2 protein-coding genes are annotated in these 23,297 nt (G+C 72.1%); both read right to left on the reverse strand.

What is annotated here, in order from left to right:
• Positions 1-28: 28 nt before the first annotated feature.
• Positions 29-13,309 (reverse strand): non-ribosomal peptide synthetase/type I polyketide synthase, encoded by a 13,281-nt coding sequence (locus tag OG514_RS24995; RefSeq protein ID WP_266898426.1) that lies wholly within the window; start codon positions 13,307-13,309, stop codon positions 29-31.
• Between the two features lie 145 nt (positions 13,310-13,454).
• A complete protein-coding gene (locus OG514_RS25000; RefSeq protein WP_323181599.1) occupies positions 13,455-23,081 on the reverse strand; it encodes an SDR family NAD(P)-dependent oxidoreductase in 9,627 nt (3,208 codons plus the stop codon).
• Positions 23,082-23,297: the final 216 nt, after the last annotated feature.

Below are 23,297 nucleotides of genomic sequence, written 5' to 3' on the forward strand. Positions count from 1 at the left end.
GCCGGAGCGGCGGTCCGGCCGGTTCGGGTCAGTGGGCGTCGAGCGCCCGGCTCAGCTCGGCGGCCAGGACGCGCAGCCGCTCGCCCCGCATCACCGTGTAGTGGTCGCCGGGGACGTCGACGAGGGTGGCGTCGCCGGGGAAGTACTCCATCCAGCGGGACGCGGTCTCGACCGTCGCACCGCCGTCGGCGGCCCGCAGCGACAGCACCCGCCCGGCGAAGCCGCTGGGCGCGTACCGCAGGAGGGCCCGGTAGTTGCTCTGGAACCGGCCGACGATGGAACTCAGCGTGTCGAGGTCGATGTCCTCGGACAACGCCCCCGCGGCACGGGCCTCGGCGTGCAGCACCTCCACCGGCGGGCGCCCGTCGAACACCCCCGGGGCCAGTACCCAGTCCACTCCGGCCAGACCCGCCAGGTCCCGGGCGAACCAGGACAGCAGCACCTCGTCGGAGACGGGCGCGCCCCCGGCCGGACCGGGCTGCTCCATCAGATCGACCACGGCCAGGAGGTCCACCTCGGCGCCCGCCGCGGTGAGCTGGGCCGCCATCTCCAGGGCGATCACCCCGCCCATCGACCAGCCCCCGAGCCTGTACGGGCCTTCGGGCAGCGCCTCGCGGACCGCCGCGACATAGTGGGCGGCCATGTCCTCGACGTCGAGCAGCTCCGTGTCCGGCAGCTGCAGGGCGTAGAACGGCTGGTCGTGGCCGAGGAGTTCGGCGAGCTCCGCGTAACAGAGCACGTCACCGCCGACCGGATGGACGAACACCAGCGGAGTCCGCCAGCCGGTCGTGCGTACCGGCACCAGCGCCCTGCGGCCCTCCTCGCCGCTTCCGGCCTCCCGGACCGCCCGGGCGAGCAGTTCGATGGTCGGCCGGGCGAAGAGGGTGGACAGCGGCAGGCTGCGGCCCAGACCGCGGGCGATCCTGGCCATCAGCCGCACCGCGAGCAGGGAGTCCCCGCCGAGGTCGAAGAAGCTCGCCGTCACCCCGATCTCGGTCACACCGAAGAACTCCGCCCAGATGTCGGCGAGCCGGCGCTCCACGTCGTCGCGGGGCGCGACGAACCCGGCGCCTTCGACCCCGATCTCGTCGGGCGCGGGCAGCGCCGCCCGGTTGACCTTCCCGTTGTCGCTGAGCGGCAGTTCGTCCAGGACCAGGATGCGCTGCGGCACCAGATGCTGCGGGACCTGCTTGCGCAGCGCCTCGGTGATCCGCTGCTCACTGTCGTCCCGGCCGTCGTCGAGGACGACGTAGGCGATCAACCGCTTGGGTCCGTGCTGCTCGCCCGCCGCGACGACCGCGGCGGCCCGTACCCCCTCGCACTGGGTGAGCGCGGCTTCCACCTCGCCCAGCTCGATGCGGTAGCCCTGGATCTTGACCTGGGAGTCCTGCCGGCCGAGGAACTCGATGGTGCCGTCCGGCAGGAATCGCCCCAGATCGCCCGTGCGGTAGAGACGTTCGCCGGTGACCGGGTGGTGCAGGAACGCGGCACGGGTCTTGGCCTCGTCGTTCAGATAGCCGCGGGCCAGACCGACCCCGGCGATGTAGAGGTCGCCCGGCACCCACACGGGACAGGGCCGCATCGCGCTGTCGAGCACATGGAAGCGCTGGTTACGCATCGCCTTGCCGTAGGGAATGCTCACGCAGTCGTCCCTGACCTCCCCGATGGGGTGCAGGATCGACCAGATCGACGCCTCGGTGGCGCCGCCGAGGCTCCACAACCCGGCGTCCGGCAGCAGCAGTCGGATCCGGCCCGGCAGCGTCACCGGGATCCAGTCCCCGCTCATCATGACCAGCCGCAGCGGCAGCCCGGTGAGCCGGTTCGCGAGGGCGTGCTCGGTGAACATCTCCATCAGCGCGGGCACGCTGTTCCAGATCGTCACCCCGTGCTCGGTGACCAGCTCCGCCCAGCGGGCGGGCTCGCGGTGCGCGGACGGTTCGGGCAGCACGAGCGCGCCGCCCACCGACAGCAGGCCGAACACGTCGTAGACCGACAGGTCGAAGTGCATCGCGGACAGTCCGAGTGCCCGGTCCGCCGCTGTGACGCCGTAACGCTCGTTGACGTCGACCACCGTGTTCAGGGCCGCGCCGTGCTCGATCATCACGCCCTTGGGCAGCCCCGTGGAGCCCGAGGTGAAGATCACGTAGGCGAGGTCCGTGGCCTTGGCGCCGGACGGGCCGAGCGGCTCCGCCTCTCCCTCCCCACCCTCGTCGTCGGCCCGCACCACGGTCCTGGCCACGCCCTGCGGCCAGTCGGCCGTGTCGTCCACCCACGGCTGGGTGACGACGCGGCCGATCCCGGCGCTCTCAAGGAGCACGTGCAGCCGCTCGGCGGGCACCCGGGCGTCGATCGGGACGTACGCCGCCCCGGCCCGCAGGATGCCGAGAGCCGCCACGACCTGCTCCCAGCCCTTGTCCATGACGATCGCCACCAGGTCACCGGGACCGGCACCCTGAGCGCGCAGCCGCTGCCCCACCTGGTGCGACCTGCGGTCGAGCTCCCCGTACGTCAGGGTCAGCGCTCGCGAGATGACCGCGGGCGCGTCGGGCGTGGCCGCGGCCCGGGCGAGGACCGCGTCGTGCAGCAGCCCCTCCGGTACGGGCCCGTCGGTGGCGTTGGCCTCGTCCCGTACATCCAGGTCGGCGGCCGGTACGAGGGCGGGCCTGGGCCGCTGCCAGGCCTCCGGGTCACGGGACAGGTCCCGCAGCGTCCCCTGGTAGGCGGCGAACATCGCGTCGACGCAGCCCGCCGGGAACAGTTCCTCGATCACGTCCCAGTTCAGGTGGAGTTCACCGGCCTCCTCGACCACCTGGTGGTCGAGCCACACCTGCGGGGTGCGGACCGAGCTGCTCACCTGGCGGCCGTTCTCACCGATCCCGGCCAGGTACCGCACCACTCCGCCCTGCTCGGCGTCCTGCTGCCCCCCGAGGTTGACCAGGCTGGTGAAGACGACCGGCGCGGCGGCCCGCATCGAGGCGCCCCGGGCCCGGTTCAGCTCCCTGAGCACCTGCACACCACTGACCTGACTGTGCTCCATGTCGCTCCACAGCCGGTTCTGCACGTCGGCGGCGCGAGCGGCGAACGCGTCGCCGGCCGAGTCACGGATCTCCAACATCAGGGTCGTGGAGAACTGGCCGATGACGTCACCGACCTGCGGATGCAACGGCAGCCGGTTGAAGTAGAGCAGGTTCAGCGAGAAGTCGGGAGTGGCGCTCCACTCCGCGATCACCTGCGCGTACGCGGTGCACAGGGCCGCGGAGGGGCTGACCCCGGCTGTCGCGGCGTGCTGCTTGAACCGGTCCCAGTCCTCCTTCGGCAGCGTCGCGCCACGGTGGTTGAACACCGGCCGGTCCAGGCTCGACGGATCGACGGCCAGCGGCAGTTGGGGCGCGGGCGGCAGGGTGTCGAGCCGATCCCGCCAGTAGGCGAGCGCCCGGTCGTACTCGGCTCCACCCTCAAGGGCGCGGGCCTCCCGGACGTAGTCCCGGTAACGCAGGCTCAGTTCGGGCAGCGTCTCACCGCGGTACCGCGCGGCCCACTCCTTGAACAGGATCGACGTACTGAAACCGTCGATGATCAGGGCGTCGAACCCGGCGTGCAGCCGGATCACCCGGTCGTCGATCCGGGTCACCCGCACGTCGAACAGCGGCCAGCGGGAGGTGTCGAAGACCTGATGCCGCATCTCCTCGTGCACCGCGGTCAGTTCGGCCTCGCGCGCGGCCGGATCCAGGGCGGAGACGTCGGTCTCACGGATCACATAGGCCGGGACATCGCGCCGCACGCGCTGCTCGCCCTCGGGGGTGAAGACCGCCCGCAGCATGTCGTGGCGTTCGATCATCGCCCGGAAGGACGAGCCGAGCCGGTCCAGGTCCACGTTCTCCAGGTCGATCTCGATCTGGAAGTAGGTGGAGGTGTTGCCGAGTTCGAAGGCGTCGCCACGGCCGACGAGATACGCCTGCTGGAGGTCGGTCAGACCGAACGGCTCGTAGCGCTCCGCGTCGTCCCCGTCGGCGGTGGTGGCTGCGTCGCCGGATGCCTGCGGGGTCTCCGCCTCTTGTTCCGCTTCGGTGCCGGTGCCGGTGCCGGTGCCGGTGCCGGAGTCAGTGCCGGTTTCAGTGTCAGTGCCGGAGCTGGTGTCGGTGTCGGTTTCGGACCCGAGGGCGGACAGTACGTCCTCGGCGAGGTCGTCTGTGCTGCGGCCGTTGAGGAACGCCGTCATCGGCAGCAGGACGTCGAACTCCTTGTTCAGCGTCGTCCGGATCCTCATCGCGATCAGCGAGTCCAGACCGAGCGCCTGCAACGACTGCCGGGCGTCGAGCCGGGCCGCCGTGGTGCCCATCGCCCGGGCGACCGTGCGGGTCACGAAGGCCCCGACTGCCTCGGGTGCGATGGCGGGCGTCAGGTCGGTTGCGGATGCCGATGCCGATGCCGGGGCCGTGGTGGTGGCCGCCGGGGCCGCGACGCGCGGGCGCGGCTCGGGTGCCGGAGCGGGCGCCCGTACAGCCTCGGGTACGGCTTGCGCCGTGGGTGCCTGTGCCGTCTCGGGTTCCGCCACCGGCCGGGTCGGGACGGGGGTGAAGCGCACGCCGTCGGCCTCGGCGACCAGCCGGCCGTTCGCCGAGACGAGCCGGATACGTGCCCGGGTACCGCCGTCGAACAGTTCGGCGTGACATCGGAGCCCGTCGAGCGGACCGCCGCGGTCGTAGTGCACGAAGCGGTCGAGACCGACCGGCACGAGGGCCGGGCCGTCCGTGGGGAAGCAGGCCAGCGCGGTCTGGAACATCGCGTCGACGAGTCCGGGGTGTATCACATAGGGCTCTGCCTCACCGGGCACGGCGGGCCGGATCTCGGCGGTGGCCTCGCCCCGGCCGAGCCTGATCCGCTCCACCCAGCGGGCGGCGGAGCCCAGATACAGGGCCCGCTGCCACAGCAGCCGGTACAACTCGTCGCCGGTCAGCTCGCGGCCTGACCCACCCGCCGCGAGCGCCACCGTCGGCGCGGCCGCCGCGCCCGACTGGACCCGGGCCCGCGCGTGCAGCTGCCAACCACCGGCCGAGTCCTGCGCGTAGTAGTCGAACTGGGTTCCATTGACGGTGAGTTGAGCCGCACGCTCGGTGATGGCCGGCGCGAGCGCCAGATCGACGGGCAGTTCCAGGTCCTCGACGGACACCGGTCCCGGCCCGACGAGCTCGGTGACCGCTTCGATCAGCGACTCCACGAACACGCCGGCGCTGACCACCGGCCGACCGCCGACCACGAAGTCGTCGAGGCAGGGGTGCGCCGACGCGTCGAGTCGCGGGGAGAACTGCGCCTCTGCGAGCGGCGACGACGGCAGTCGTGCGCCCAACAGGCTTTCGGACTCGGCGGCCGGCACCACCGATCGCGGCGCGCCGGCGGGGGCCGCTGTGACGGGTGTGGGTTCGAGCCAGTAGTGGTGGCGTTGGAAGGGGTAGGAGGGGAGTTCGACGGTGTGGGGGTGGTAGGGGTTCAGGAGTGTCGGCCAGTCGATGGTGGTGCCGTGGGTCCATGCTTCGGCGGCGGATTCCACGAAGCGGTGGAGTGCGCCGTTGTGGCGGTGCAGGGTGCCGACGGCGGCGCCGGTGTCGCCGATGGTTTCCGAGATGCCGGAGGTGAGGACGGGGTGTGCGCTGACTTCGATGAACACGAGGTCGGGTGCGGCGAGTTGTTCGATGACGTCGGTGAGGCGGACCTTGTTGCGCAGGTTGCGGAACCAGTAGGCGGAGTCCAGTTCGCTGGTGTCGAGTGGGCTGCCGGTGACGGTGGAGTGGAAGGCGATGTGCCCCGTGCGGGGGGTGATGTCCTTCAGTTCGTTTGCGAGGGTGTCTTGGATCTGGTCGACGTGTGCGGAGTGGGAGGCGTAGTCGACGGGGATGCGGCGGGCCCAGATGTTGGTGGTCTCGCAGTGGGCGAGGAGTTCGTCGAGTGCTTCGGGTCGGCCGGCGACGACGGTGGAGGAGGGGCCGTTGACGGCTGCGACGGAGAGGTGTCCGGGCCAGGCGGTGAGGATTTCCTGGGTCTGGGTTTCGGGGAGGCTCATCCAGGCCATGCCGCCGCCACCGGACAGTACGCGCAGTGCTTTGGAGCGGAGGGCGACGACGCGGGCGCCGTCTTCCATGGACAGGCCGCCGGCGACTACTGCGGCGGCGATTTCGCCTTGGGAGTGGCCGACGACGGCCATCGGGTGGACGCCGGCGGCGCGCCAGAGTGCGGCGAGGCCGACCATCATGGCCCAGGAGGCGGGCTGGACGACGTCGACGCGGTCGAGACCGGGTGCGCCGTCCTGGCTGCGCAGGACCGCGGTCAGGGACCAGTCCACGAAGGGTGTGAGTGCTGTCTCGCACTCCTCGATGACGCGGGCGAAGACGGGGGAGGAGTCCAGCAGCTCGACCGCCATTCCGACCCACTGCGACCCCTGCCCCGGGAACACGAACACGACAGAAGCACCCGAGGCGCGCCCCGGCTTCGCACCGGAGACGGCCGCGGCGACCGCGTCGACCTCGCGGGAGGCGAGTGCGTCGAGGCCCGCGAGGAGTCCGTCCCGTCCTTCGGCGGCGGGGACCATGGCCCGGGACTCGAAGGCGGAACGGTTCGCGGCCAGCGAGAACGCCACATCGGCCGTGCTGAGCTCGGGCCGCGCCCGTACGTACTCGGCCAACCGGCCCGCGGCCTCGGCCAGCGCGTCGGCCGATCGCGCCGACACCATCCATGGCAGGCCTGCCTCGGGACGCTCCGTGACGTCCTCGGTGCCCGGCTCGGCCGTCGGTGCTTCGGCGAGGATGACGTGGGCGTTGGTGCCGCTGATGCCGAACGAGGAGACGCCGGCCCGTCGGACCCTCCCTTCCGTGGCAGGCCAGGGGCGTGCCTCGGTGAGTACTTCGACGCCGCCGGACTCCCAGTCGACGAGTTCGCTGGGCTTGCTCACGTTGAGGGAGGCGGGTACTTCGCCATGGCGCAGTGCCATGACCATCTTGATGACGCCGCCGACTCCGGCGGCGGCTTGGGCGTGGCCGAGGTTGGACTTGAGCGATCCCAGCATCAGGGGCCGGTCACCCTCGCGCTGGCTGCCGTAGGTGGCGAGGAGGGCTTGTGCCTCGATCGGGTCGCCGAGGACGGTGCCGGTGCCGTGGGCCTCGACGGCGTCGACTCCGGAGAACGACACTCCGGCGTCGGCCACGGCGGCGCGGATGACTCGTTCCTGTGCGGGTCCGCTGGGTGCGGTGAGTCCGTTGGAGGCGCCGTCCTGGTTGACGGCGGTACCGGCGACCACCGCAAGCACGTCGTGCCCGAGTCGTCGTGCGTCCGAGAGCCGCTCCACGACGAGGACGCCGACACCCTCCGCCCACGCCGTACCGTCCGCATCGGCGGAGAACGACTTGATGCGACCGTCGGCCGCGAGACCCCGCTGACGCGAGAACTCGATGAAGGTGTTGGGGGTGGACATCACCGCGGCGCCGCCGGCGAGGGCGAGCGAGCATTCGCCGGACCGCAGGGCACGTACGGCCAGGTGCAGTGCGACCAGGGACGACGAGCAGGCCGTGTCCACCGTCAGGGCAGGGCCCTGCAGGCCCAGCGTGTACGCCACCCGGCCGGTGGCGACGCTGCCGGCGGTGCCGGTCAGGAAGTGGCCTTCGGCCTCCTCCGGAAGCCGGCCGCCACCGCCGTAGTCGTGGTACATCACCCCGGCGAACACACCGGTGTCGCTGCCGTGCAGCGATCCGGGTGCGATGCCGGACCGCTCCAGGGCCTCCCACGACACCTCAAGGAGGAGCCGCTGCTGGGGGTCCATCGCCAGTGCCTCGCGCGGCGAGATCCCGAAGAACGCGGGGTCGAACTCGGCGGCCTCGTGGAGGAATCCGCCGGTGCGCACATACGACGTGCCGGAGTGGTCCGGGTCCGGGTGGTAGAGCCCGTCGAGGTCCCAGCCCCGGTCGGTGGGGAAGCCCGATATGACGTCGCGCTGCTCGGCGACGACCTGCCACAGCGCCTCGGGCGAGTCCACCCCGCCCGGGAATCGGCACCCCATGCCGACGATCACGATCGGATCGTCGTCCGCACGGTCGGTGCGGTCCGTACGTGGGGCGACGGAGCCGGCGGGCTGAGGGGCGGCGCTCTCGGCACGTTCCCGCGCGAGCGCGAGCGTGAAGTCGACGACGGCGGCCGGCGTGGGGTGGTCGAAGACGAGGGTGGCCGGAAGGCGCAGGCCCGTGGCGGAGTTGAGGCGGTTGCGCAGCTGCACCGCGAGGAGCGAGTCGACGCCGAAGCTCTTGAACGGCTGGTCCGGATCGATCCCGTCCGACGAGTCGCTGCCGATGACGGCGGCGAGCTGGGTGCGTACGAGGTCGAGCAGCAGGCGGCTGCCCTCCTCCTCGGACATCCGGCCGAGCCTGCGGCGCAGGCCGGACTCGCCGGGGCGCCGCTGCGGGACCCGTACCAGCGAGCGCAGGACCGGGGACATGGTTCCGTTGAGCGCGTCGGTGCGCAGCGCGGCCGGGTCGAGGCGGGCCGGCACGAGCATGGCCCGGTCGTCGGCGAGCGCCCGGTCGAGGAGTTCGAGCCCCTGCTCCGTGGAGAGCGGGGCGATGCCTCGGGTCGACAGGGTGCCATCGTCCAAGTGGCCGGTGAGGCCGGTGCGTTCGGCCCACAGGCCCCAGGCGAGCGAGGTCGCGGGGAGGCCGGCGTCGCGACGGCGGGCGGCGAGCGCGTCGAGGAAGACGTTGCCCGCGGCGTAGTTGGCCTGGCCCGGGTTTCCGAGCACGCCCGCCACCGAGGAGAACAGGACGAACGCGGCGAGGTCCTGGTCCGCGGTCAGTTCGTCGAGGTGCGCGGCGGCGTCCACCTTGGGGCGCAGTACCGCGGTGAGCCGGTCCGCGGTCATCGTCTCGACCACGCCGTCGTCCAGGAGGCCCGCGGTGTGGACGACGGCGGTGAGCCGTACGTCGGCCAGCAGCTGGGCGAGCGCGTCGCGGTCGGCGGTGTCGCAGGCGGCGAGTACGACCTCCGCCCCCAACGTGGCCAGTTCGGCGGAGAGTTCCTCGGCGCCGGGCGCGTCGGCGCCGCGACGGCTGACGAGGAGAAGACGGCGAGCACCGTGCTCGGTGACCAGGTGCCGCGCGACCGACGCGCCGAGCACCCCGGTTCCGCCGGTGATGAGCACGGTGCCTTCCGGATCGAGCCGGGTGGAACCGGCCGGGTCGGCGACGGTGGCGTGCCGGACCAGCCGAGGGGCGAGAACCGTGCCCACCCGCAGGGCGAGCTGGGGGTCGGTGAGTACGGCCCCGGGCACGGTGCCGTCCTGATGGGCCTCGTCCGAGTCCAACAGGGAGAAACGGTCGGGGTGTTCGGACTGTGCGGTCCTGATCAGGCCCCACACAGTGGCCTGGGCGGGGTTCCTGACGTCGGGGCCGGCGGCGCCGTCGGTCAGTACCAGCAGCCGCGAACCGGTGAAGCGGGCATCGGCCAGCCACTCCTGGACCAGACCGAGCGCCCAGCTCGCCGCCTGATGTGCGTCCTCCGCGAGGCCGACTCCCGTGCTGTGCGAGTCCTGCGATGAGCCCGGACATCGCACACCGACGAGCTGGGGTACGGGGTCCGGGACCTCGGCCAGGTCCGCGACCAGACACACCTCGGCGTCGACCGTGGCCGCCGGGACCGGCTGCCACTCCAGCCGGAACAGCGAGTTGCCTGTCCGTCCGGCGGCGAGGTCGGCGGTGAACGGCCGCATCGTGACGGACTCCGCGGACAGTACGGGCTTTCCCTCGCCGTCGGTGACGCGCAGCGTCACCCCGTCCTCGCCCCTCGCGCCGAGCCACACCCGCAGGGCGTCCGCGCCCTCGGTGTAGCGGGTCACGCCGGACCAGGAGAAGGGCAGAACGGTTCCGCCGTCCTCGCGCAGCAGGCCGACCGCGTGCAGGGCCGCGTCCAGCACCGCCGGGTGCACCCCGAACGAGGTGCCGTCCAGCTCGGCGGGCAGACCCACCTCGGCGTAGACGTCACGGCCGGAGCGCCAGGCGGCACGCAGGCCCTGGAAGGCGGGACCGTAGTCGTAACCCGCTTCCGCGAGCGTCTCGTACCGGGACTCGACGTCGATCTCGTGGGCGCCGGGCGGCGGCCACTCGACGAGGTCGAAGTCCGCGGTGTCCTCGTCGATGTCGAGCAGCGCCGCGGCGTGCCGTGTCCAGGGGGCACCCGGGTCGGCGTCCTGCGGCCGGGAGTGCACGGCCAGCTCCCGCTGCCCGTTCGCGGTCGGCGGTTCGACGGTCACCCGGAGCTGTACGGCTTCGCCGGGCTGGAGCACCAGCGGGGCCTGGAGGGTGAGTTCGGCGAGCTTCCGCCAGCCCATCCGGGCGCCCACGGCCATCGCGAGTTCGAGGAACGCGGTGCCGGGCAGCAGCACGGTGCCGTGCACGGCGTGATCGGCGAGCCACGGCTGCGTGTCGAGGGCGAGCCGCCCCGTGTACACCAGCCGGTCCTCCTCGACGAGTTCGACCACGGCACCCAGCAGCGGGTGCCCTGCCGAGGCCAGACCCAGTCCGCGGGCATCGGTAGCGGCGGGTGTGGGTTCGAGCCAGTAGTGGTGGCGTTGGAAGGGGTAGGAGGGGAGTTCGACGGTGTGGGGGTGGTAGGGGTTCAGGAGTGTCGGCCAGTCGATGGTGGTGCCGTGGGTCCATGCTTCGGCGGCGGATTCCACGAAGCGGTGGAGTGCGCCGTTGTGGCGGTGCAGGGTGCCGACGGCGGCGCCGGTGTCGCCGATGGTTTCCGAGATGCCGGAGGTGAGGACGGGGTGTGCGCTGACTTCGATGAACACGAGGTCGGGTGCGGCGAGTTGTTCGATGACGTCGGTGAGGCGGACCTTGTTGCGCAGGTTGCGGAACCAGTAGGCGGAGTCCAGTTCGCTGGTGTCGAGTGGGCTGCCGGTGACGGTGGAGTGGAAGGCGATGTGCCCCGTGCGGGGGGTGATGTCCTTCAGTTCGTTTGCGAGGGTGTCTTGGATCTGGTCGACGTGTGCGGAGTGGGAGGCGTAGTCGACGGGGATGCGGCGGGCCCAGATGTTGGTGGTCTCGCAGTGGGCGAGGAGTTCGTCGAGTGCTTCGGGTCGGCCGGCGACGACGGTGGAGGAGGGGCCGTTGACGGCTGCGACGGAGAGGTGTCCGGGCCAGGCGGTGAGGATTTCCTGGGTCTGGGTTTCGGGGAGGCTCATCCAGGCCATGCCGCCGCCACCGGACAGTACGCGCAGTGCTTTGGAGCGGAGGGCGACGACGCGGGCGCCGTCTTCCATGGACAGGCCGCCGGCGACTACTGCGGCGGCGATTTCGCCTTGGGAGTGGCCGACGACGGCCATCGGGTGGACGCCGGCGGCGCGCCAGAGTGCGGCGAGGCCGACCATCATGGCCCAGGAGGCGGGCTGGACGACGTCGACGCGGTCGAGACCGGGTGCGCCGTCCTGGCTGCGCAGGACCGCGGTCAGGGACCAGTCCACGAAGGGTGTGAGTGCTGTCTCGCACTCCTCGATGACGCGGGCGAAGACGGGGGAGGAGTCCAGCAGCTCGACCGCCATTCCGACCCACTGCGACCCCTGCCCCGGGAACACGAACACGACACGGGAAGGCGACACGTCGTTCTGGCTCTCGAACTCGCCGGAAGCGAGCGCGTCGAGGCCTGCGAGGAGCCCGTCCCGTCCGTCGGTGCCAGGGACGGAGGCCCGTGCCTCGAAGACCGAGCGGCCGGTGGCCAGGGAGTAGGACACATCGGCCGTGCTGAGCTCGGGCCGCGCCCGTACGTACTCGGCCAACCGTCCGGCGGCCTGAGCGAGCGCGTCGGCGGAACGCGCCGACACCATCCATGGCAGGCCTGCCTCGGGACGCTCCGTGACGTCCTCGGTGCCCGGCTCGGCCGTCGGTGCTTCGGCGAGGATGACGTGGGCGTTGGTGCCGCTGATGCCGAAGGAGGAGACGCCGGCCCGTCGGGTCCTGTCCTCGGTGGCGGGCCACGGCCGGGAGTCTGTCAGGACCTCGACGCCGCCTCCGGCCCAGTCGACGAGTTCGCTGGGCTTGCTCACGTTGAGCGAGGCGGGCAGCTCTTCCTGCCGTAGTGCCATGACCATCTTGATGACGCCGCCGACTCCGGCGGCGGCTTGGGCGTGGCCGAGGTTGGACTTGAGCGATCCCAGCATCAGGGGCCGGTCACCCTCGCGCTGGCTGCCGTAGGTGGCGAGGAGGGCTTGTGCCTCGATGGGGTCGCCGAGGACGGTGCCGGTGCCGTGGGCCTCGACGGCGTCGACTCCGGAGAACGACACTCCGGCGTCGGCCACGGCGGCGCGGATGACTCGTTCCTGTGCGGGTCCGCTGGGTGCGGTGAGTCCGTTGGAGGCGCCGTCCTGGTTGACGGCGGTACCGGCGACGACGGCCAGCACCTTGTGCCCGAGTCGTCGTGCGTCCGAGAGCCGCTCCACGACGAGGACGCCGACACCCTCGGCCCACGCCGTACCGTCCGCGTCGGCGGAGAAGGACTTGCACCGGCCGTCGGCTGCGAGGCCTCGCTGGCGGGAGAATTCCACGAAGATGCCGGGTGTCGACATCACGGTCACACCACCCGCGAGGGCGAGCGAGCATTCCCCGGACCGCAGCGCACGTACGGCCAGGTGCAGTGCGACCAGGGACGACGAACAAGCGGTGTCGACCGTCAGCGCAGGGCCCTGTAAGCCCAGGGTGTACGCCACCCGGCCCGAGGCGACACTCGACGTGGTTCCCGTCAGCCCGAACCCGGTCGCGCCCGCACCCGCCTCACCCAGCCGCGGACCGTACTCCTGGGCGATCGCACCCAGGAACACGCCCGTCGACGTGCCGTGCAGCGATCCGGGGGTGATGCCGGACCGCTCCAGGGCCTCCCACGACACCTCAAGGAGGAGCCGCTGCTGGGGGTCCATCGAGAGCGCTTCACGGGGCGAGATCCCGAAGAACGCGGGGTCGAACTCGGCGGCCTCGTGGAGGAATCCGCCGTTGCGCACGTACGACGTGCCGGAGTGGTCGGGGTCCGGGTGGTAGAGGCCGTCGAGGTCCCAGCCCCGGTCGGTCGGGAGCCCGGAGATCACGTCGCGCTGCTCGGCGACGACCTGCCACAGCGCTTCGGGCGAGTCCACCCCGCCCGGGAATCGGCACCCCATGCCGACGATCACGATCGGATCGTCGTCCGTGCCGGCCTCCAGCTCGCGGACCCGCTGACGGGACTGGTGGAGGTCGACGGTGAGGCGCTTGAGGTAATCGACGAGTTTGTCGTTGTCCGGTGTTGTCATGGTGATGATGCCCCCGTAGGCGTCGTGAATCCGTGCGTGCGCGCGGTCGCGGTCAGGGCATGGCTGCCCGTGAAGCGTGCCCGGGCGTCCCGCGCGCGGTGAACAGGATGGGCTGGGTGAGGGTCCGGGTGATGCGGACGTGGAGTCAGAGTTCGGAGTCGATGAACGCGAGCAGTTCGTCGACGGACGCCGACTCGACCCGCGCGGTCACATCGCTGCTGTCGGTCCGGGTCCGCTGAGCCGGTACACGGGCCGCCAGTGCCTGGAGTCGTTGGACGATCTCGTCTCGGATGTCGTCCTGGGTGTCGTCCGGCAGTTCGGCAAGCGCCGCTTCCAGCCCGTTGAGTTCGATCAGACCGGGTACGGCCGTGGAGTCGGTGGAACCGGTGGAATGGGTGGAGCCGAAGGAGCCGGTGGAGTCGGCGGATTCGCTGTCGGTCGGGGCCAGTTCGGTGCTCAGGTGGGCCACGACCGCGAGCGGCGTCGGGTAGTTGAAGAGGAAGGTGGCGGGCAGCCGGAGACCGGCGCTGGTCTGCAGCCTGTTGCGCAGCTCCACGAGCGTGAGCGAATCGCAGCCCATGTCCTTGAAGGACCGGTCGGCGGGAATGCCGGACGCGGAGGAACGACCGAGTACGGCGGCGGTCTGCACCCGGACGAGGTCCAGGAGCAGTTCCTGCCGCTCGGCCGGGTTCAGCGCGGCGAGCCGGTCGCGCAGGGTCGCGGTCGTCGGGGCCGTGGTGGCGGTCGCAACCTGGGTCGGGCGCGGTGCGGCCGGAGCCAGGTTCCGTAGCACCGAAGGCAGTTGAGCGCCGAGTGCGCCGAGCGCGGCACGGTCGAAGGGTGCGGGCACGAGCGCGGCGACGTCCATGCGCAGTGCCGCGTCGAGCAGCGCCAGGCCCTCCGCGCGGTCGATGGGTGCGAGGCCGGTTCGGGCGATCCGTCCCCGGTCGGCCTCGGACAGGGCACCCGCCATTCCGGCGGCTCCCGGCCGTCCCGCGGTGTCCGCCCACATGCCCCAGGCCAGGGAGAGCGCGGGGAGGTGCTGTGCCCTACGGTGCTGGGCCAGGGCGTCCAGATAGGCGTTGGCGGCAGCGTAGTTGCCCTGGCCCGCGCCGCCGACGACACCCATCACGGAGGAGAAGAGGACGAAGGCCGCCAGGTCCTGGTCCGCGGTCAGTTCGTGCAGGTTGCGGGCCGCGGTGGCCTTCGGGGCGAGCACCGTGTCGAGGCGGTCGGGGCTGAGCGCCGTGATCACGCCGTCGTCGAGCACTCCTGCGGCGTGGACGACGGCGGTGAGCCGTACGCCGGTCAGCAGTCGCGCGAGCGCGTCGCGGTCGGCGGTGTCACAGGCGGCGAGGGTGACCTCGGCGCCCGACTCGGCGAGTTCCGCCGCCAGTTCCTTGGCATCCGGGGCGTCGGGGCCGCGGCGGCTGACAAGCAGCAGACGGCGAGCGCCGTGCTCGGTGACCAGGTGCCGCGCGACCAGTCCGCCGAGGGCGCCGGTGGCACCGGTGACCAGGACCGTGCCGGCCGGATCGAGGACCGCGGGCAGGGTGAGGACGACCTTGCCGATGTGCCGGGCCTGGCTGACGTGACGGAACGCCTCCGGTGCCCGGCGGACGTCCCAGGTGCTGTGCGGCAGTGGCGTCAGTGCCCCTGAGGACAGCAACGTGAGTACATCGGTGAGCAGTTCGGCGATCCGCTCGGTCGGTTCCTGGAGCAGGTCGAAGAAGCGGTAGTCCACCCCGGGGTGATCGGCAGCGACGACGCCCGGCTCGCGTAGATCGGTCTTGCCCATCTCCACGAAGCGGCCGCCGTGCGGCAGCAGCCTCAGCGAGGCGTCCACGAACTCACCGGCGAGGGAGTTCAGTACGACGTCCATGCCGCGGCCTTCGGTGGCCGCGCCGAACGCGGTCTCGAAGTCCAGGGTGCGCGACGACGCCAGATTGGCCCCTTCCAGGCCGAGGGAACGCAGGGCGTCCCACTTGCCCGGGCCCGCCGTGCCGTAGACCTCCGCTCCCAGATGTCGGGCCAGTTGGACGGCCGCCATACCGACGCCACCCGCGGCGGCATGGATCAGGACGCGCTCGCCCGCGGCCAGGCCGGCGAGGTCGACCAGGGCGTGGTAGGCGGTCAGGAACACGATGGGCGCGGACGCCGCCTGGGCGAACGTCCAGTCGGCGGGCAGCACCGCGACCCGCCGGTGGTCGGTGACGGCCACCGGGCCGAACGCCCCGGGGAACAGGCCCATGACCCGGTCTCCGACACCGAGACCGCTGACGCCGGGCCCGACCTCGGTGACCACACCGGCCCCTTCGAGGCCGAGCAGACCGGGGTCGCCGGGGTAGAGGCCGAGGGTGTTCAGCACATCGCGGAAGTTGACGCCCGCGGCGCGCACCGAGATGCGTATCTCGCCGTCGCCGAGCGGGGCCTGGACCTCCGGGCAGGGTTCGAGCGCCAGGTGGTCCAGGGTCCCGCGGTCGCGCACTGCCAGCCGCCAGGCGGTCACCCCGGCAGGGGGAACCAGGGTGCTGCCGGCTGTCGCCCGGCCGATCACGGGCACCAGCAACGCGTCCTCGCGTGCGGCGAGTTGGTGCTCCGTGCCGATCAGCGGCAGTGCGGTACGGCAGTCGGCGGCCGACTCCACGTCGAGGAGTCCGACCCGTCCGGGGTTCTCGGTCTGCGCCGAGCGGGCCAGACCCCATACGGCCGCGGCGTCGGGGTCCACATCGGCGTCGGGTGCCGTGGCCACGGCCGCCCGGGTGACGAGCACCAGCCGGGAGTCGGCGAGCCGGTCGTCGGCCAGCCAGGCCTGGAGCAGGGCGAGCGCGCGGTGCACGACGGGCCGGTCGCCGGCCGCGGAACCTTCCACGAAGTCCGTCGGCGCGCCGAGGTCCGCCAGGTCCGCGAGCGGTGCGAAGACCACCGCGGGGGCGGGTAGCCCCGCGGTGAGGGCCTGGCCGAGGGTCGCGAGGTCGGCGTACTGCGGGCCGACGCCCAGATCGGCGGTGCCGAGTGCGACGGCCGACGGGGACGGTTCCCGGTCCGCCGTGGCCGGCGTCCAGTCCAGGCGGTGGAGCGAGCGCGGGACGGCGACGTCGTCGCTCACCGGACGCAGGACCAGCTCCTCGACCTCGGCGACCACCGCGTGGGACTCGTCGAGCAGGGTCAGCGACACCGCGTCCGGCCCGGTGTCGCCGATCAGGACGCGGGCGGTGCGGGCGCCGGGCTGGTGGACGGTCACGCCGCGCCAGGAGAAGGGCAGCAGACGGCGGTTGCCGCCGTCCAGCGCGGTCATGACGATCGGGTGCAGGGCCGCGTCGAGCAGCGCCGGATGCAGCCCGTAGGAGCCGGCGTCGGTGACGGACGTCGGCAGGGCGACCTCGGCGACCAGGTCCGCGCCGTGTCGCGACGCGGCGCGCAGGCCACGGAAGATCGGGCCGTAGGCGTAGCCCGCGGCGGCCAGGTCGTCGTAGCAGCCGTCGACGGTCAGTGGCTCGCCCTCGGCGGCGGGCAGGCCCGGGGCGGTCGCGGGGCCTCCGTCGTGCGGCGCGAGGGTGCCGGTGGCGTGCAGGGTCCACGGCTCGGTGGTGCCGTCCGGCGTCTCGGTGCGGGCGTGGACGGTCACCGTGCGCTGTCCGTCGTCGTCGGGCGCGGCCACGACGACCTGTACCTCGGTGCGGCCCTCCTCGGGGATCACCAGCGGCGCGAGCAGGGTGAGTTCGGCGACCCGCGGCGCACCGGTCTGCGAGCCCGCCCGTGCGACGAGTTCGAGGAAAGCGGTGCCGGGCAGCAGGACCGAGCCCAGAACGGCGTGGTCGGCGAGCCAGGAGTGGGTACGGCGGCCGAGCCGGGCGCTCAGTACGGCCTGCCCGGATTCGGCGAGTTCGACGGCGGGGCCCAGCAACGGGTGACCGGCCGGTCCTTCGGTGCCCTGCGCGGTCAGCCAGTACCGCTCCCGCTGGAAGGCGTACGTGGGCAGGCCGGGGGTCGGCCCCGGGCCGAACACGGCCCGCCAGTCCGGGCTCCGGCCCCGGACGTGCACGGTGCCGAGCGCGGAGGTCAGGGTGCGGCGTTCGGACCGGCCGCGGCGCAGCACCGGGAGGAACGCCGACGCGTCGTCGTCCAGACAGTCCTGGCCCAGGGCCGACAGCACACCGTCCGGGCCGAGTTCGAGGAAGGTCCGCATCCCGAGGTCGTGGAGTGCGGCGAGACCGTCGGACATCCGCACTTCCCGGCGCACCTGCCGGACCCAGTAGTCGGCGGTGACGTCGACGGTCCCGCCGGTGACGGTGGACACCATGGGGACGCGCGGCTCCGCGTACCGGATTCCCGCGGTGACGGCGGCGAACGCGTCGAGCATCCCGTCCATGCGGTGGGAGTGGAAGGCGTGACTGACGGTGAGCCGGCGCGTCTTGCGGCCGGCGCCGGCGAACACGGCGGCGACCTCTTCGACGGCCTCCACGTCACCGGAGACGACGACGGCCGTGGGGCCGTTGACGGCGGCGATGCTCACTTCGTGCTCGCGGCCCTCCACCGCGGCGCGGACCTCGTCCTGCGACGCCTGGACGGCCGTCATCGCACCGCCGGACGGCAGGGCCTGCATCAGCCGACCGCGCGCGGCGACCAGGGCACAGGCGTCGGGCAGGGTGAGGATCCCGGCGACGTGGGCAGCGGCGAACTCACCGATGGAGTGGCCGAGTACGGCGTCCGGCGCCAGGCCCCGGTGCTCAAGGAGCCGGAACAGGGCGACCTGGAGGGCGAAGAGCGCGCACTGGGTGTTCTCGGTCCGGTCGAGGGCCTCGGCCTCGTGGAACATCACCTCGCGGATCGGCGGTGTGCCGGGCACGGAGGTGCGGCAGGCGTCGAGTTCGGCGCACACCGCGTCGAGGGCGTCGGCGAAGACCGGCTCGCTCTCGTACAACTCGCGTCCCATGCCGACGCGTTGGCTGCCCTGCCCGGTGAAGAGGTAGGCGAGACCGTCGTCGGGACGTGCCGAGCCGAGCGCCAGCGCGGAGTGCGGTTCACCGCGACCGAGAGCGGCCAGCGCCGCGACGGCCTCGGCGTGGTCCTCGGCGGTGACGGCCGCGCGGTGGTCGAGGGCGGTACGGGTGGTGGCCAGGGCGCGGCCGAGGTCACGGACGGACCCCTCGTCGAGGGTGTCCAGGGCGTCGACGAGTGCGGTGGCCTGGGCGCGCAACGCCGGCTCGGTACGGCCGGACAGCACCCACAGAGGCGCGGAGCCGTCCTCTCCGGAGCCGGTTCCGGACGCGACCGGCTCGGCTGTCGGTGCTTCGGCGAGGATGACGTGGGCGTTGGTGCCGCTGATGCCGAACGACGACACTCCGGCCCGTCGGGTCCTGTCTTCGGTGGAGGGCCAGGGGCGTGCCTCGGTGAGTACTTCGACGCCGCCGGACTCCCAGTCGACGAGTTCGCTGGGCTTGCTCACGTTGAGGGAGGCGGGTACTTCGCCATGGCGCAGTGCCATGACCATCTTGATGACGCCGCCGACTCCGGCGGCGGCTTGGGCGTGGCCGAGGTTGGACTTGAGCGATCCCAGCATCAGGGGGCGGCCGTCGCGCTGGCTGCCGTAGGTGGCGAGGAGGGCTTGTGCCTCGATGGGGTCGCCGAGGACGGTGCCGGTGCCGTGGGCTTCGACGGCGTCGATGCCGGAGAACGATACTCCGGCGTCGGCCACGGCGGCGCGGATGACTCGTTCCTGTGCGGGTCCGCTGGGTGCGGTGAGTCCGTTGGAGGCGCCGTCCTGGTTGACGGCGGTACCGGCGACCACCGCAAGCACGTCGTGCCCGAGTCGTCGTGCGTCGGACAACCGCTCCACGACGAGGACGCCGACACCCTCGGCCCAGGCGGTGCCGTCCGCGTCGGCGGAGAAGGACTTGCACCGGCCGTCGGCCGCGAGGCCTCGCTGGCGGGAGAACTCCACGAAGATGCCGGGTGTCGACATCACGGTCACACCACCCGCGAGGGCGAGCGAGCATTCCCCGGACCGCAGCGCACGTACGGCCAGGTGCAGTGCGACCAGGGACGACGAACAAGCGGTGTCGACCGTCAGCGCAGGGCCCTGTAAGCCCAGGGTGTACGCCACCCGGCCCGAGGCGACACTCGACGTGGTTCCCGTCAGCCCGAACCCGGCGGCGCCCGCACCCGCCTCACCCAGCCGCGGACCGTACTCCTGGGCCATGACACCGGCGAACACCCCTGCCTGGGTGCCGCGCAGGGAGTCCGGGGCGATACCGGCCCGCTCCAGGGCCTCCCAGCAGGTTTCGAGGAAGGCGCGCTGCTGGGGGTCCATCGCCAAGGCCTCACGCGGCGAGATCCCGAACAGTTCGGCGTCGAACTCGGCGGCGTCTTCGAGGAAGCCGCCGTTACGCACATAGGTGGTGCCCACGTGGGCGGGGTCCGGGTGGTAGAGGCCGTCGAGGTCCCAGCCGCGGTCGGACGGGAAGCCCGAGATCACGTCGCGCTGCTCGGCGACGACCTGCCACAGCGCCTCGGGGGAGTCCACCCCGCCCGGGAAGCGGCACCCCATGCCGACGATCACGATCGGATCGTCGTCCTGTTCGGAGCGGGCCTCGGGGGCCGCCGCGTCGTGCTGGGCGTCGGCGAGCAGGGCGGCCAGCTCGGCGGGGCTGGGGTGGTCGTACACCACGGTGGTGGGGAGCTTGCGTCCGGTGGCGCTGACGAGCCGGTTGCGCAGCGCGACGACCATGACCGAGTCGATGCCCAGTTCCTTGAAGGTCCGCCGTGGCTCGATCTCGGCGGCGGAGTCGTAGCCGAGGACGGCGGCGGTGTGTGCCCGGACCAGCTCCAGGGCGGCGGGGCCGGTCAGCGGGCGGTTCGGCTCGGACTCGGGTCCGTCCGCGGCGTCCTCCGGGAGCGCCGGGTTCCGTGGTGCCGTCGCGGTGCCGGCCGACGGCAGGGTCCGGGCGGTGCCGGGCTGACCGGAGATCCAGTGGCGGCGCCGCTGGAAGGCGTAGGTCGGCAGCTCGGCGCGGGCGGTACGGGCGGTGCCGGCGGGCAGGACGGCGGACCAGTCCACCTCCGCGCCGTGGCAGAACGCCTCGCCGAACGCGAGCAGCAGTCGCTCCGGGCCGCCCTCGTCGCGGCGCAGTGTGCCCAGTGCGGCGACCGGCAGGTCCGCGGCCTCCGCGGTCTGCTGGACCGCGAGCGAGAGCACGGGGTGCGGGCTCATCTCGATGAACAGCTCGTGCCCCGCGTCGAGCAGGGCCCGTACGGCGGGCTCGAACCGCACGGGTTCCCGCAGGTTGCGGTACCAGTAGGCGACGTCGAGCTCGGCGCCGTCGAGCGCCGTGGCGGTCACGGTGGAGTGCAGCGGCACGCTGCCCGCGCGCGGCGCGATCCCGTCGAGCTCGGCCGGCAGGGTGTCGCGTACGGCGTCGACGTGCGGGCTGTGCGAGGCGTAGGCGACCGGGACGCGCCGGGTACGGACGTCCTCGCCGTACCGCGCGGCCAGTGCGTCGAGGGCGGCGCCGTCTCCGGCGACCACGGTCATGCCGGGGGAGTTGACGGCCGCCACACTCAACCCCGGGTATGCGGCGAGATCTTCACGCACCCGGTCGGCGGGCAGGGACACGGTGAGCATGCCGCCGCCGCGGCCTGCCAGCGTGCCGAGGGCGGCGCTTCGTACGGCGATCAGCCGGGCCGCGTCGTCCAGGGTGAGGGCGCCGCTGACAGTGGCGGCGGCGATCTCGCCCTGTGAGTGACCGACGACCGCGGCCGGTTCGACACCCGCCGACCGCCACAGCGCGGCCAGTCCGACCATCACGGCCCACAGGGCGGGTTGTACGACGTCGTCGCGTTCGAGGGCGGGCGCGCCCGGGCGTCCGCGCAGGACATCGGTGAGCGACCAGTCGCGGTACGGGCGCAGTGCGCGCTCGCAGTCCTCGATGACCCGGGCGAACACGGGAGCGCTGTCAAGGAGTTCGGCGGCCATTCCGGCCCACTGCGAACCCTGGCCGGGGAAGACGAACACCGCCTCGCGGACGGCCCGGAGGCTGCTGCCCTCGACCGCGGCCCGGGTGACCCGGGAGTCGGCGACCGCGTCCAGGGCGGTCAGCAGCGCGTTGCGGTCGGCGCCGACCAGAACGGCCCGGTGGCTGAAGGCGGTGCGGTCGTGAGCGAGGGCCCGGGCGGTCTCGGCGGCACCGACCTCCTGGTGCGCGGCGAGGTGTTCGCGCAGACGGGCGGCCTGGGCGCGCAGTGCCTTGTCGCCGCGCCCGGACAGCACCCAGGTGAGGGAACCGTATGCGCCCGATTCAGTCGGCCTTTCAGCAGGCTGCTCCGCTGTTTGTTCTGTCGCTTGTTCCGGCTTGTTCTCGGCGGTGGTGGCGGTGGCGCTGTCGGGCCACTCGCTGAGTACGAGATGACAGTTCGTGCCCCCCATTCCGACCGATGTCACACCCGCGACGAGCGGCCCGTCGGGATTCGGCCACGGACCGGCTCCGGTGGCGGCGGCGAGCCCCAGATCGGTGAAAGGTATCTGTGGATTGGGGGTGCGGTAGTTCAGGGTCGGGACGATTTCCCGCTCTTTGAGGCAGAGAATGGTCTTGACCAGTCCCGCGATGCCTGCGGCGCCTTCGAGGTGGCCGATGTTCGTCTTGACGGATCCGAGCCTGAGCGGATTGTCCGCAGTGCGGGACGAGGCGAAGACAGCGCCCAGAGCAGAGGCTTCAATGGGATCGCCGACCCGGGTGCCCGATCCGTGGATTTCTACGTACTGTGCTTGTTCCAGCGGTATTCGCGCATTTTCCCAGGCGTCGCGTATGACGCGTTCCTGGGCCTTTCCATTCGGAGTGGGGAGGGTGTCGCTCGCGCCGTCGTTGCCGATGGCGCCACCGCGCAGGAGGCAATGGATGCGGTCCCCGTCGGCTAAAGCCCGGCTGAGGAGTTTCAGCGCGACCACACCGCCGCCCTCGCCCCGGACATAGCCGTTCGCCCGGGCGTCGAGTGCGTAACATCGGCCGTCGGGCGAGAGGCTGCCGAAGGCCGCCAGGGCGTGGGTGCTCTCCGGTGCGAGGTTGAGGTTGACGCCGCCGGCCAGCGCGACGACGGACTCGCCGCGGCGCAGGCTCTCGGCGGCCAGATGCACCGCGACCAGCGCTGATGACTGTGCGGTGTCGACCACCATGCTGGGTCCTCGCAGGCCGAGGACGTAGGAGACGCGGTTGGCGATGATGCCGCGGTGCAGGCCGGTCACCGTGTGCGCGGAGGTGGCTTCGGGGCCGGCGGCCTGGGTGAGGGCCGCGTAGTCGTCGGCGATCGCGCCCACGAAGACGCCGGTCGCGGTGTCGGCGAGCGTGGCCGGGACGATGCCGGCGTCCTCCAGCGCCTCCCAGGCGAGCTCAAGGACGAGCCGCTGCTGCGGGTCCATCGCGGCAGCTTCGCGCGGCGATATGCCGAAGAACTCGGCATCGAAGGTGTCGACACGGGGCAGGAATCCGCCGGGGCGCGGCGACCCATCGCCCAATAAGGCCAGGTGCGCGCGATCCGCGGGCGGCTCCGCTATGGCGTCGCGGCCGTTCCTGAGGAGATCCCAGAATTCGGCGGGGTTTGCCCCACCGGGAAATCGGCAGGAGAGTCCTACGACGGCAACAGTGCGGTCGTCAAGACTGTCCGGCGGCGTTGCTGCCGCCTCAATTTGGGCATGGTGGATCATGGCTTTCTTGCTCCCCCCGTGAAGCACGATCAACGGCACTGCCGACCAGGCGGCACCACCGCATTCAATCTCCATTTGGACCCTAGCAGCGAGTCGCCACGCCGTAAACCAAAGGCCGGGCCATGGAGTTGCTATCCGGAATCAATATTCCGGGTAATCGGGGGGATTCGGCTTCCTCGTGACCGTACCGTCAACCGCAAGGAAACAACGCGTACTTCTGGTGGGACATGGGGCGGGCCGCCTGCGCTTTCCGGCCACGGCACTCGGGTGCCGCCGGAAGTGGTCCGCCAC

The sequence above is a fragment of the Streptomyces sp. NBC_00572 genome, from assembly GCF_026341815.1.
Taxonomy (GTDB): domain Bacteria; phylum Actinomycetota; class Actinomycetes; order Streptomycetales; family Streptomycetaceae; genus Streptomyces.

Coding starts and splice junctions, on each gene's coding strand:
- OG514_RS24995 (WP_266898426.1), bottom strand. CDS start 13,309: ATGACAACACCGGACAACGACAAACTCGTCGATTACCTCAAGCGCCTC.
- OG514_RS25000 (WP_323181599.1), bottom strand. CDS start 23,081: ATGGAGATTGAATGCGGTGGTGCCGCCTGGTCGGCAGTGCCGTTGATC.